Here is a 13,995-nt window from a genome sequence, read left to right on the forward strand (position 1 = left end):
CCGGAAAAGATTTCTCTTAGAAGTATTGGAGATATTTAACAGATATAAATATTCCTCTGTTTTTAAGTAAAATTGTAAAAGTGTTTCATATGATTTTACCGCGAGCGGGGAGGAAATTTATATAAACGTAGTAAGATAATATAATTAAGGAGGAAAGTAATGAAAAAAAATGCAAAACGGTATTTGGCAGTGCTATTGAGTATCATAATGGTATTCTCAATAAATCCTGTCAAAAGTTATGCAAATGAGGCTGTTAGCACTTTTGTAAAAATAAATAGTGCAGCAGAACTTACTACAGATAAGTATGTAATGGTTGTAAATACCGGCTATGCAGTAGGTGCACTCAATAATGGGTGGCTTGGATCTATTGCTGTTAGCGCTACGGATAACAAGGTGACTAATCCAGAAAGTTCCTTGGTATGGGACATTTCTGTTTCAGGGACAAGTGCTACTTTATCTGATGCAAACGGAAAAAAGGTTAAGCCATCTGGTGGTAACAATAATGGAATAGCTGAGGGAGGCTATGCATGGGCGTTTGAATTTAATAACGGGACCTTTACATTTAAGGGAACCGGAGCCGATACCGTGGTTTTAGCTAGTAATAAAGGCTCTTCTAACATGTTTAGGGCTTATAAAAATGATACGGTAACAAATAATCCAGCAAGTTATCCTTCTAATTTTACTCTGTACAAGTTAGATAGCGGTAATCCGTCAGGACCTGAAAAAACAGCAACACCCCAAGCAAGTATGCCGTCTGGAGCAGTTGTTGTTTCAGGAAGTGCTATTACACTATCCTGTGTAACACCGGGTTCGAGCATCCAGTATCGTGCTACGACTGTTTCACCTTCTGCGATTTGGGTGAATTATACAGATCCTATCATAATCAATAGTGATACAACAATTGAGGCAAAAGCAACTGCACCGGATTATGAAGAAAGTGATATAGCTGTATTTCATTATGTACTTTCTGGGGATCCAGTAGACCCAGAATTATTCGATCCGATTCCTGTAATTCCGGATGGTGCAATATCGATATTAGAGGCCAGTCAATTAAGCAGCGGTCAAGTTACTGTAGTGGGACAGCTTGTTTACCGATACGGCAACTATGACACGGTAAATACTGCGATTTTGGAAGATGTCATTGATGGACAAATTTATGCATTGCAGATATATAATACTCTATCTGAGTTCCAGATTGGTGATGTTTTAAAACTAACAGGAACAATGGGAGCATATGGGGGAGTCCCTCAGTTAATGAGCCCTTCAAAAATAGAAGTCCTCACACCGGCAGCAAATACACAGCTGATTTCTGCACAGAAATACACTTCATTTAATGAATTGATGGCTGATAAGGCTTCCTTGCTAGCGGAATGGGTGTTAATTAAGGGTGTTACACTTGGTACCTATAGCAGCACTGCAAGCACAAAAGTTACGGACAGCTATGGAGGCAGCATGGATATATACCGTGCAGCAACCTATCCAAGCGGAGTAACAGCCGGCGAAAAGGTTGATTTGTATGCATGTGTATCCAAATATAATACGACTGATCAGCTTCGTGTCGGTTCCACCGCTGATTATGTAGTAACAAATGATACGAAAGCTCCAACAATAACAATGCCTACTTTTGAGAATGCGGAGTTTGGAATAGATTATAATATATCAATAACAATTACAGATAATGTAGCAGTATCCGAAGCAGATTTAACCTATACAGTGAATCAGGTATCTACTAAGGTGGCATTGGTACAGAGTACTTCGGATAACACGAAATGGGAAGTAACTATTCCTGGAAGCACATTTACAAAAGACGTTTCCAGCTTTACCATTCTCGTAACTGCCAGAGACAAGGCAGGCAATGAGGCAACAAGCGGTGTAATAACGATTTCTGTAGCTGATGAACCTCAGGTTACGAAAGTTACACCTAACCGTAATGAATATACAGGGGATGAAAAGAGACCACTTATTAGCATAACCGCAACGAATCTTGGAACAGCTCCAACCGCAAAGCTTACACTAAAGACAGGAGAGACGGTTATATTAGAAGCTGCCACCATGAGTTATTCTGGCGGAACCTTTTCCTATAAGCCATCTAAGGATATGGCTGATGCATCTTATACAGCATCCGTAGTGATTACCCGTGCAGATGGAAAAGCTATAACCTATGAGTGGCCGTTTACCGTAGGTACACCGAATTATAAGTTATACTTTGGACAATTGCATAGTCATACAACTTATTCGGATGGCTCTGGTTCTTTAGATGAAGCACTTAATTATATTAGTAAAATTAGCAAGGGTGATAATATTGACTTTGTTGCATTTACAGATCACTCTAACTATTTTGATAAATCGGGTGCTGCTAACCCAGAAGCTTCACTTTTTAATAAGAGCTTAATGACGGCAGAAAGCCAAAAAATATGGAATGAATATAAAGGTAAAATTGCCAATTTTAATTCAACAAACAAAGGAGTGATTGCTCTCGGTGGTTATGAAATGACTTGGTCTGGTGGACCGGGACATATGAACACCTGGAACACAGAAGGCATTGTTAGCCGTAATAACGCAACCTTAAACAGCAAAACTAATGATGCTGGAATGAAAGCTTATTATGCTTTATTAAGCAAACCGGAAGGTGTTAATAGCGTCAGCCAGTTTAATCACCCAGGTAAAACCTTTGGTACCTTTAGTGATTTTGCTTACTGGGATCCTGCCATTGATTCCCGCATTACTTTGCTTGAAGTTGGTAATGGAGAAGGGGCAATCGGTAGCGGCGGATATTTCCCTTCCTATAGTTATTACACCATGGCATTGGATAAAGGATGGCATGTAGCTCCTACAAATAATCAGGATAATCATAAGGGTAAATGGGGAAATGCAAACGATGCACGTAATGTTATTATTACCGGCGACTTTACGGAACAGGGTATTTATGATGCATTAAAGGCGCGTAAGATATATGCTACGGAAGATAAGAATTTAGAGATTACCTATACTTTAAATGGTGAATTAATGGGAAGCATCATAAATGAAGTACCTAAGAGTCTTGACTTAAAGGTAATATTAAATGATGCGAATGATGTAATTCAAACAGCAGAGGTAATTGCAAACAGCGGACGTATTATCCATACCTGGGATGTAAATGCTCAGAGTAAGGAACTTAGCGTAACGCTTAAGCCAGACTATAGCTACTATTATATCAGAGTAAGAGAAAAGGATGGAGACATTGCAGTAACGGCACCAGTATGGGTTGGCAGTACAAAACTGCTTGGAATTTCTAATGTAGAAAGTAGCACCAATACACCTGTTACCGGAGAAAAAATGACGGTTAAAACAACCTTGTTTAACAATGAATCTGCAGATGCAACCATTAAATCTTTGACATATAAGTTGGATGGAACTGATATTGCTCATAAAACGAATGCAGGTATAGTTGCAAAAGGAACGACTGTTGTAGATAATTTTGATTTCACACCTGAGAGGGCCAAAATGCAAACCATAACCGTTGAGGCTGTTCTGACAGTTGGTGGTCTTGACTATGCATTTACAAAGGATCTTAGTTTAGATATTAGAGATGCGAATAAACTGGTTTACATAGGAATTGACGGAAGTCACTACAATGAATATGTGGCTGGAAATTACAAAGATAACATGGGTAACTTCAGCTTGCTTGCAGCACAAAGCAATGTAAGGTGCGTTATTCTGAATACAAGTGACGAATTAATAGCGGCAGCTAAAAATGCAAATGGTAAATATAAGATGCTTATATTAACAGCACCAAGTCGCCGTAATGGTACTGCGTTAAGAGAACCATATGCTACATATTCAGATAAAGAAATAGAAGCAATTAAAGGCTTCTCAGAAGCAGGCGGAAGTTTAATACTCTGCGGATGGTCAGATTTATACGAAAATTACAAACAATTCCCAGCACAAGATCATATGGCAGCACAACAGAATAAGTTACTAAAAGCAATTGGAGCGTCTTTACGTATCAGTGATGACGGTGCTTATGATGATGTATTAAATGCAGGCGGAAGTGAAGCAAATAAAGCAAGACTGTACTTATCTACTTACAATTGGAATAATCCATTTATAAAAGGTATTGTATACGATGCGGCGAATCCAAATGATAATAAGTACACACAACTCTTCAGTCAGTATGGTGGCAGTACGATTTATACGGTAGATATGAATGGAAAACCTACTTCTACATTACCGACTAATGTATCACCTATTGTATACGGACATAGTTCTACCTACTCAAAGGATTGTGATAATGACAGTCTTGGCGGAAGTGCTATTCCAAAATATGAGTATGCCAAAGATGATAATCGTCTGATGGTACTTGCCAGCGAGATTGTTACACATACTAATGGAACTAAGTCACTGGTAATTGTAGACGGTGCAGCATTTATGAGTAACTTTGAAATTCAGGCTACAATTTCAGATACCAACGCAGAATTAAATTACTCAAACTATACAATTTTACAGAATATAATCAAGTATGTAAATCCGACACAGCTTGATAAGATAGTGGATATACAAAGAGAGACTGAAGAAGGTGTTAAATTTACGGTAGAAGGTATCGTAACCTCCAATGCTTCCGGATATGATAAGGCTACAGCATTTTTTGACTGTATCTATCTACAAGATGAAACAGCCGGTGTTAATGCATTCCCAGTTGCAGGAGACTTTAAAGTTGGTCAGAAGGTTCGTATTACGGGAACAACTTCTTCTTATCAGGGCGAAAGACAGTTAAATGTTAGCAGTATATCTTTGGTAGATAGTAATATTACAAAAGTAGAACCGAAAGAAGTAACTGCAAAGGAGATTAATGACAGAACATACCTTGGAAGCTTTGTAAAGATTTCAGGAAAGGTTACAAAGATTGAACTTGCAAACGGAGCTGTACAAACGATTCTTGTTCAGGATAACGAAGGAAATATTGCTCGTATCTTTATTGACGGTTATATTACAACCGACAAGGAAATTAAGGATTTAGCAGTTGGAAGTTTGATTACAGCGGTTGGTCTGTCCTCTTATGATAATACCTTTGATGGTCTTGCAGCGCGTATTCGTATTAGAGACCGTGGGGATATTGTATGTAAGCGTGATGAAACACCAACACCAACGCCAACAGAAACACCAACACCAACGCCAACAGAAACACCAACGCCAACACCAACAGAAGCACCAACGCCAACGCCAACAGAAACACCAACTCCAACACCAACGGAAACACCAACGCCGACACCAACGGAAACACCAACGCCAACAACAACACCAACAGAAACACCAACAGAAACACCAACAGAAATACCAACGCCGACACCAACACTAACACCTGAGGGTGAAACTGTAATAAAGGTTGATAAAGCAGAAGTTACCATTGTGGGTGGAAAAGCAATTGTAAAAATAAAAATCAGTGAAGAAGTCCTAAAAGATGCAGTAATAGACGGTAATAAGAGCATTATAATTTTATTAGGTAAAGAAGTATTAAAGGATATTTTAAAGGATAGTCAGATTAAAAAAGGTATAGTAATCGATTTGTTCATTCCTACTGTTAAAGATGCAACTGTGAATAATATTATATTAAGTAGAGATGCATTGTTATTAGCAAAGAAATCTGGACAGAAGCTTACTATCAATGTAGTAATTGGAAAGGGTTACACAGTTGATATTCCTGTATCTGAATTGAAGAAAGTTACGTATGTTTCAAAAGATATGAATATAGCGGTTACTTTGAAAAAAGATACGAAAGTAGCTGCAAAATCTGTAGGAGTACTTTCTGTAGGAACAGACGGTAATTTAACAGCAGGTATGGTAGTTACAGTGCCTGTAAAAGGTACACTTTCCTTATCAGCAGGGGATAAGGTATATATTTACCATAAGAATGCTAAGACCGGTGCATTAGAAGAAATGCCAAACAATCCATTAATTGTAGCAGCAGATGGTACCATAAAACTTTCTACCCTAAGCGGAGGAGATTTTGTTATTTGCACAGAGAAGGTAAAGGATGCAGTTACATTAGTAGACAGGGTAATAGTATCCGTTGAATCTACCGTTGCAAAAGGTAAAAAAATCAATGTAAAGGTAACTCTTCCGCAGGAATTAGCACGGGTTGCTGCATTTACAAAAGGTGATCCGGTTGGTCAGGAAGAAGTAAAGGTAACATATCAAGTAAGTGATAAGGCTATTGCAACTGTATCCAGTAATGGAACCATTACTGCTAAGAAGAAAGGAATTGTTACGTTAACGGTTGTAGTCACTTTAGAGAATGGTCAAAAGAAAAACTTTAGCAAAACAATCAAAGTAAACTAGTAGATTGCAAACAGGTATAAGGCTTAATTAATGAAGGGCTACCACACTAATTTAGTGTGGTATTCCTTTGTTAGGTATTTACTTTAGTAAACAGAGAGGAATACGGTATGAAAAAGAACCTTAAGGTGAGAATTTTAACTGCAGTGATGATGCTGTTAGTATTTATAGGCGCAGCTTTAATTTTAAACCGTCCGGATCCGGATGCTGCGCTATCTTCTGCTCAAAAACGAACGTTTGCGGTTGCAAAGGTCACAGATATATTAAGGGATGCAACACCAGACACTTGGACAGAAGGAAGACGTATTGGAGAACAGCAATTGGAAGTAACGGTTCTTACGGGTAAACATAAGGGAGCTGTACTGGAAGCGATTAACTATTTAAATGCATATTATAATGTGGACGCAAAATTGGGGACCCGGGTTATTGTACGACTGGACTATAATGATACAGGAGATCTGTATGTAGTGTCTATTCCAAATTATGATCGAAGTAGCGTATTGATTATAGCTATGATTGCTTTTGCTATACTCATGATGTTGGTAGGCGGAAAGCAGGGAGCACGAGCATTGCTTGGACTGATGTTTACTTTGCTGAGTCTTTGGTATATTTTGATTCCTCTAGTTCTAAAAGGAGCTTCTCCGATTTTCGCTACTATATTGATTGCTGCATATACCAGTGCAGGTGCATTACTGATGCTGACAGGATATACAAAGAAGACATTTTGTGCACTCTTAGGATGTGTCGGAGGGGTTATAGCAGCTGGAATTTTTGCGTGGATTATAACAACTTTGACACCGATGAACGGATTTAATATGTCAGAGGCAGAGGAACTAGTAATACGGGCTTCGGACTCGCCATTGAAAATCAGCGGTTTGCTGATTAGTGGTATTCTTCTTTCATCACTTGGGGCATTGATGGATACCTCCATGTCCATTGTATCTGCACTGCATGAGGTTTATGAGCAAAATCCGTCCATATCCAAAAAGCAGATATTTCGTTCTGGAATGAATATCGGACGAGATGCCATGGGAACAATGGCAAATACATTGATACTTGCATTTGTCGGATCGGCGTTTAACTTATTGATTTTATTCCAGGTATATGATTATCCGATGATTCAAATATTAAATAGTGATATGATGGCAATTGAAATTATGCAGGGAATCGCAGGATCGGTAGGTATTATTGTAACCACACCACTAGTGTCTACTCTATGTGCTGCAATATTTCGATTAAAGGGAGATAAAATATTATCGCGTTAAATTTGAACGATGGAAGGTTGTGTAGGATTCACGATGATACATTGATATTATCCAATCTCAGCATTGCCTTTATTTGCACCTCCTAGTGATTTGGTTGTCTGACTGGCACTGGGAGGTTTTTCTTATTATAAAACAAAAATGCTGAGGTAGTGAAACGTTTTTCACATACCTCAACATCTATTATAGAACCATTAGTATATTAAGCCTGATAATCAATATTTGTTTTTTCTGTCATACAAAGTCCGACATGACATACTGCATCTACACCATATATATTGAGGCATTAATTCTGCTGCAATCTTCTCTAATGAAAAATATGGGGATCAGAATTCTAAAGAAATCATGGGTGTTAAATCCTTAATGTATTATAAATGATTTTAAAAGATATATCCAATTTTTAATTTATATCATAGATAAGAACTGAGGTGAAAGGATTGATACAAATGGTAGAAAAATTAAAATAGATACTACAGTTTATGAGAATATTTCAAAAACTGTAGTATCTATTTTTTTCCTATTAATTTTTCATTTTATTAGATTATTACTAAATTATTATCTATTGTAATAAATTATGTGTACGTATAATTTTGAGATAGGATAATTAATGATTATTAATCTCCACGTGTAAAGGAATAGTAAACAATTACTTGTTTATTACCACAAGGGCAGGTACAACCTAGGGATACTGTATCTTCATGTTTGAAGCAAACATGATAAAGATGAGCAAACGTGTTTACCAAGAATAAGAAAAAAGCTAACTCTTCTTCAAATTCACGTGTGGAGCAGTAAATGAAAACCTTAGCAAACCAAGCTTTACAAGTTCCTTCAGGAATACACCAATTAATACCATAGTTTTTCTCGAGAATTTGTTTCGTTTCTTCATCTGATTTTCCTTCAATTTGTCGTAATAAATCCTTTTTATTTAACATAATACCATCTCCTTTCTCATAATATACTATTCAAAATAATTATACTTGACACTAAAATATAACAAATTTCTACATAAGATTATCTTTTTCTACAATCCCATAAGGAATAAATGGACTTATTAGCCTTTGTCATCAACAAAACCAAATCATTTAAAAGAGAATAGAAATACACCTAAAAGTAAGTTTTACTATTTTATTTCCTACAAATGGTTTAAAATATCTAATAATCCGTTAAAGTAATTCTAACGAGATATGATGTTTGAAGTAGTTGTAGCAGGTGAATCCTTAGAGTTAGATAGGAGATTAGTGTATGGAGTGCTTCACGAGCAGAGATTGGGAAATTACATAGTTGCCTCCAATGTAAGAGGTATGAATGAGCAGAATTGGGTTTGTTTGATAATACAGTAAGTTTTCTAATTATGTTAAGTCGTTTGAATGCTAAAGTACGCAGAAAGGGTAGTAAGAATGAATTCATTTTTTATAGTACTTGGAATCTTTTTATTTGGAGTAATATTAGCTTTATTCATTCAAGAATATTTCTTTAAAAAAAGTCGTAGGCAAAACATACAAAAGAGATTTGGCACGATACCGCCAGAGCGTAATTATGATTATGAAGGAATAGCATCTTACTGGGAAGAGATTAAAAATCAGATTCCAATCGAGCAACAAGTGGATGATATTACTTGGAATGATTTAGAGATGGACAAAGTGTATGAAAGAATAAATCAATGTTGTTCCTCAGTCGGTGAAGAATACCTTTATGCTACACTTCATCAGCTGCATTGGTCAGAAGAAGAGCTATCCGGGTTGGAAGAAAAGATTCAGTATTTTGGAGCAAGGGGTGAGGAACGAATAAAAATGATGGAATACCTACTTGCATTAGGTAAAAAACCTAGAAACTTTTTAATTCCCTTTTTAAATCATACTGATATTTTTGAGATTCCCCACATTTTAATCTATCGAATACTTCAGTTTCTCCTCTTTGGAAGTTTAATTGGGGCATTGGTTCAACAAAATGCATTATGGATTACGATTCTTATAGTAATAGCAGGAATTAATCTTGTAGTGTTTGAATGTCAGCATGCTAAGTATGAAAGAAGTGTTGTAACCTTATCTTATATTACACGATTACTTTTTACAGCAAAAAAGATTGTTAAGAGTAAAGAAACCTCATTTGAGGAGACGTTTCATGAATTACAAGAACCTTCGTCTAGTTTTCGCAGTTTTTCCAAAAGTGTACAGTCACTAGAATTGCATACACAGACTAGACTAAGCGGGGTTGGTTTAGAGCTAATATTTGAATATATTAGAGGGATTACTTTAGTTGACTTTACGAAATACCATAAGGTTATGAAAGCCTTAAAAGGGAAAAAGGATTCATTTTTTAAAATTTATCATAGTATCGGGCAGATTGATTGTGCGATATCGATTTTATCATTCCGTTATAGTTCACCTTTCTACTGTACACCAGAATTTAAATCTAACATGGATTCAATAAAAGCGGAGGAAATCTATCATCCGCTTATTCAGAATGCGATAACCAATACGATTTCGTTTGACAGTTGTATTATTCTTTCGGGTTCGAATGCATCTGGGAAGTCAACTTTTATTAAGGCAATTGCGTTAAATGCTATTTTAGCTCAAAGTATCCATACTTGTCTTGCGACACAATTTGTTATGCCAAGATCATCTATTGTCACCTCAATGGCAGTTCGCGATGATATTATAAGTGGCGATAGCTACTTTATTAGGGAACTAAACTACTTAAATAGAATTCTTAGTATTCTTAATGAAGAAAGAAACACCCTTTGCTTTATCGATGAAATTCTACGAGGAACTAATACTGTAGAAAGAATAGCAGCGTCGATTGCGGTTATAAAATACTTAGTTCAAAAAAATTGTATCTCAATTGTTGCAACCCATGATGTGGAGCTCACGGAGGAATTAAAAGATACCTGTGACAACTATCACTTTAGAGAGGTCTTAAATGAGGGCGATGTGAAATTTGATTATAAATTGTATCATGGACCAACAACAACGCGTAATGCTATCCTTCTATTAGAGCGAATGGGATATCCAGAAGAGATAATTAGAACAGCTAACCGCTATGTAAATTCAATCACTAATTAGTGATTTAGCAGACGGAAACGAAAATCGGTTTAAGGGGCAGCCTAGAAATAGCAATGTCATTTAGTTAAGTCATTGATATAGGTGTTCCAATTTCATTTTCTGTACGCTGGCTGTGGTATCTGGATGGTTGTTATAGAATTATAGAACAGTAAATAAAAGATTGGTATAAAAAAGAAGGGGCGAGAAGATTGTAAGAATATCTGTAACTGTACAGAACCCCGTGAACCACGTTGCATTGGCATCGTTAGATGCAATTGCACCCGAAGATGCCATGTAGCTATGAAGGTACTAAAAAGTTATGAATATCTTACAATTTCCCGCCCGATTCTTCACGCATAGATCCCATAGTTCGGCTTGATGAATAGTGACTATTTAGCTTTCTATTTTTCCGCCTACATGCTCAATACAATTACGGATGGATTCTTCATCCGTTTTTTTATTGTAACTAACATCTATGGTACTATTAGCCAAGTTTACATTGACTTGTTGAACGCCTTCGAGTTTTTCTAATACGTTCTTTACCTGGGTTTTCATCTGGGTGTTTTGTATACCAGTTACATCATAGTGGACTCTGTTCATAGACATGCTCCTTTCCTTTGCGGGACTTAAGAGTTTTTGTGCACGTTGATAGCTGCTGGGCCTTTCTCCTGTTCGATAATATCAAATTCAATCGATTTACCTTCATGAATTTGTTTATCGGATCCTTTTTCTTTGATTTGAGAATGATGCAAAAAGACATCGCGGCCGTCGTTCGTGGATACAAAACCATATCCACGTTCAGAATCGTACCATTTCACAGTTCCAGTATAATTTGCCATATGAAATCCTTTCTTATGGTCCATATGCGAGGTGCATTATAAAGCACAAAAATAGTATTCGCAATTTAATTTTTTTCATGTTGGTGATAGCAATAGAAAAACAAAAAGATAATGATAACGCGATTTCTTTTTAAAATAAAAATTTGCTATATAAAGAATAAAAACACAACTTAGACTAAAAGAATTTTATTTAAAACGTAATTGTTAGACAGTCTGACATACGGTGCTGTGGGAGATGCTATCCGATTGTGATAATATTTTAAAAGTCACCACTTTTAATTTAATTCTATATAATGGTATAAAAATGGGTATAGGACATACGGTTATAGAAGAGTGATTATCCGAAAGAGTATGTATCAATTACAAAATGTAATAGAGTATTTAACTACTAAATTTTTATCTATTTCGTAATTAGTACCTATGAACATCATATAGCCTGGATACAAAGGGGGTGAAAGGTATATAAAGGCGAGTGGTACAGGGAAAAAATATCGGGGAGGTGTTATTTTTTGGAGATCACTCATATAGGGAGCTATAAAAATTATTAGGAAAAGGGGAAATTTTTTTATGAGTAAAATCAGAAGAATAGTTTCATTGTTTTTGATAGTAACGATTTTTATTACGACATGCTTTTTTAATGTTGGTCAAAAGGCATATGCTGCTGATACGAATAATGATGACTGGCTGCATTGTGTTGGTAATAAGATTTATGACATGAATGGTAATGAGGTTTGGTTGACCGGTGCGAATTGGTTTGGTTTTAACTGTACTGAGAATGTATTTCATGGTGCATGGTATGATATTAAGGGGATGTTAACTAATATTGCAAACAGAGGAATAGGATTATTAAGAGTTCCAATATCCACGGAACTTTTGTATAGTTGGATGGTTGGTAAACCTAATAAAGTTTCAAGTGTTACTGCTGTCAATAATCCGCCATATTATGTATGCAACCCTGATTTTTATGATCCTGTAACAAATAGTGTAAAAAATAGCATGGAAATATTTGATATTATTATGGGATACTGCAAACAGTTGGGAATCAAAGTAATGGTAGATGTCCATAGTCCGGATGCCAATAATTCAGGTCATAACTATCCGTTATGGTATGGATTAACTACGACTACTGCAGGTGAAATAACCACAGATAAGTGGATCAATACTCAAGCATGGCTGGCTGATAAATATAAAAATGATGATACTATTCTAGCATTTGATATAAAAAATGAACCACATGGACAGAGAGGATATAGTCCAACAACTCCTACCAATATGGCAAAATGGGATAATTCCACAGATGAAAATAACTGGAAATATGCAGCAGAAAGATGTGCTAAAGCAATACTTGCCAAAAATCCTAAATTATTAATTATGATTGAAGGGGTTGAACAGTACCCTAAAACTGAAAAGGGTTATAACTACAATACTCCAGATGTATGGGGAGCTACTGGTGATCAAGCTCCATGGTATAGTGCTTGGTGGGGTGGAAATTTAAGAGGAGTAAAGGATTATCCAATTAATATAGGTACCCTCAACAGCCAGATCGTATATTCACCTCATGACTATGGTCCATCCGTATATAACCAGCCATGGTTTGATAAGGATTTTACAGCTCAGACTCTCTTAGATGATTATTGGTATAATACTTGGGCATATATTAAAGATAAAGGTATTGCACCACTTTTAATAGGTGAGTGGGGAGGGTTTATGGATGGAGGAAAGAACCAGAAATGGATGACATTATTAAGAGATTATATAGTAAGTAATCATATCCATCATACATTCTGGTGTATCAATCCGAACTCAGGTGATACTGGAGGTTTACTAGGCTATGATTGGCAAACTTGGGATGAAGCAAAATATGCATTATTAAAACCTGCATTATGGCAGTCAGGTGGAAAATTTATCGGTCTAGACCATCAGGTACCTCTTGGTGCAAACGGTATATCATTAGGACAGTATTATGGAACTAACTAAAAAAATAAAGTATTGATTAAGAATGGGTTCAAATCGAGCCCATTCTTTTTATATGATGGAAACTGCCAAGGGAAGACAGAATTGACAGATAGCGACAAATACCGTAAAATTGGTGATGCAGAAATTACGGGAACATAGTATGTAACTATCGTTAACAAGAATTATGCCTAGAAGACACAGTTCTTCTTTTTCGCTTCATATAGGTATTAGATGAAATAGAAAGGGGAAGCTAGCTGTATCAAGGCTTATAGATAGTTTACGTAAGAAAAAAGGTTAAACAAAATTGCGTGTTTAACTAAGAAAAGTACGCATCGCAGAGCGTAGATGGAGATAACTATGAGTTTTACGGAGAAATTTTCATTAAAAGGAAAAGTAGCATTAATTACTGGTGCATCGCACGGAATCGGCTATGCTATTGCAAAAGCATATGCTACAGCAGGTGCAACAATTGTTGTAAATGGATCACGTCAATCTTCTGTTGATAGTGCATTAGAAAACTATAAAAAAGACGGAATTATAGCTCACGGATATGTCTGTGATGTTACAAACGAAGAACAAGTAAAA

Annotated in this window: 9 protein-coding genes; 6 read left to right on the forward strand and 3 right to left on the reverse strand. The window is 36.3% G+C overall.

Annotated elements, in window-relative coordinates; translation table 11 throughout:
* Positions 1 to 159: 159 nt before the first annotated feature.
* Together RTP52_RS01655 and RTP52_RS01660 are read left to right on the forward strand one after the other, a co-directional pair.
* On the forward strand, positions 160 to 6,315 hold the full coding sequence (locus RTP52_RS01655; protein WP_312368811.1) for a CehA/McbA family metallohydrolase: 6,156 nt from the start codon (positions 160 to 162) through the stop codon (positions 6,313 to 6,315).
* Positions 6,316 to 6,422: 107 nt separating this feature from the next.
* On the forward strand, positions 6,423 to 7,577 hold the full coding sequence (locus RTP52_RS01660) for a YibE/F family protein (RefSeq protein ID WP_312368813.1): 1,155 nt from the start codon (positions 6,423 to 6,425) through the stop codon (positions 7,575 to 7,577).
* A gap of 611 nt (positions 7,578 to 8,188) precedes the next feature.
* Here the strand turns inward: RTP52_RS01660 and RTP52_RS01665 are convergent.
* On the reverse strand, positions 8,189 to 8,506 hold the full coding sequence (locus RTP52_RS01665; protein ID WP_312368814.1) for a hypothetical protein: 318 nt from the start codon (positions 8,504 to 8,506) through the stop codon (positions 8,189 to 8,191).
* A 255-nt stretch (positions 8,507 to 8,761) separates the two neighbouring features.
* Between RTP52_RS01665 and RTP52_RS01670 the strand changes: the two genes are divergently transcribed.
* On the forward strand, positions 8,762 to 8,914 hold the full coding sequence (locus tag RTP52_RS01670; protein WP_312368815.1) for a hypothetical protein: 153 nt from the start codon (positions 8,762 to 8,764) through the stop codon (positions 8,912 to 8,914).
* Positions 8,915 to 8,971: 57 nt separating this feature from the next.
* Entirely contained in the window at positions 8,972 to 10,636 is a 1,665-nt protein-coding gene (locus RTP52_RS01675) for a MutS-related protein (protein ID WP_312368816.1), read from the forward strand.
* Between the two features lie 372 nt (positions 10,637 to 11,008).
* Here RTP52_RS01675 and RTP52_RS01680 read toward each other — a convergent pair whose 3' ends face one another.
* Together RTP52_RS01680 and RTP52_RS01685 are read right to left on the reverse strand one after the other, a co-directional pair.
* Positions 11,009 to 11,215: a heavy-metal-associated domain-containing protein gene (locus tag RTP52_RS01680; RefSeq protein ID WP_312104125.1), complete on the reverse strand. Its 207-nt coding sequence runs from the start codon at positions 11,213 to 11,215 to the stop codon at positions 11,009 to 11,011.
* 26 nt (positions 11,216 to 11,241) lie between these two features.
* On the reverse strand, positions 11,242 to 11,478 hold the full coding sequence (locus RTP52_RS01685; protein WP_442913520.1) for a cold-shock protein: 237 nt from the start codon (positions 11,476 to 11,478) through the stop codon (positions 11,242 to 11,244).
* A 543-nt stretch (positions 11,479 to 12,021) separates the two neighbouring features.
* Here RTP52_RS01685 and RTP52_RS01690 point away from each other — a divergent pair.
* Together RTP52_RS01690 and RTP52_RS01695 are read left to right on the forward strand one after the other, a co-directional pair.
* A complete protein-coding gene (locus RTP52_RS01690) occupies positions 12,022 to 13,431 on the forward strand; it encodes a glycoside hydrolase family 5 protein (protein ID WP_331660678.1) in 1,410 nt (469 codons plus the stop codon).
* 336 nt (positions 13,432 to 13,767) lie between these two features.
* On the forward strand, positions 13,768 to 13,995 hold a 228-nt coding region (locus RTP52_RS01695), incomplete at its 3' end, for an SDR family NAD(P)-dependent oxidoreductase (RefSeq protein ID WP_312368818.1).

The organism is Lachnoclostridium sp. (genome assembly GCF_031997925.1).
Taxonomy (GTDB): domain Bacteria; phylum Bacillota; class Clostridia; order Lachnospirales; family Lachnospiraceae; genus Lachnoclostridium.

What these genes read in the sequence shown, in the direction of transcription:
- RTP52_RS01655 (WP_312368811.1), top strand. Translation starts at nt 160, where the DNA reads ATGAAAAAAAATGCAAAACGGTATTTGGCAGTGCTATTGAGTATCATA.
- RTP52_RS01660 (WP_312368813.1), top strand. Translation starts at nt 6,423, where the DNA reads ATGAAAAAGAACCTTAAGGTGAGAATTTTAACTGCAGTGATGATGCTG.
- RTP52_RS01665 (WP_312368814.1), bottom strand. Translation starts at nt 8,506, where the DNA reads ATGTTAAATAAAAAGGATTTATTACGACAAATTGAAGGAAAATCAGAT.
- RTP52_RS01670 (WP_312368815.1), top strand. Translation starts at nt 8,762, where the DNA reads ATGTTTGAAGTAGTTGTAGCAGGTGAATCCTTAGAGTTAGATAGGAGA.
- RTP52_RS01675 (WP_312368816.1), top strand. Translation starts at nt 8,972, where the DNA reads ATGAATTCATTTTTTATAGTACTTGGAATCTTTTTATTTGGAGTAATA.
- RTP52_RS01680 (WP_312104125.1), bottom strand. Translation starts at nt 11,215, where the DNA reads ATGAACAGAGTCCACTATGATGTAACTGGTATACAAAACACCCAGATG.
- RTP52_RS01685 (WP_442913520.1), bottom strand. Translation starts at nt 11,478, where the DNA reads ATGGACCATAAGAAAGGATTTCATATGGCAAATTATACTGGAACTGTG.
- RTP52_RS01690 (WP_331660678.1), top strand. Translation starts at nt 12,022, where the DNA reads ATGAGTAAAATCAGAAGAATAGTTTCATTGTTTTTGATAGTAACGATT.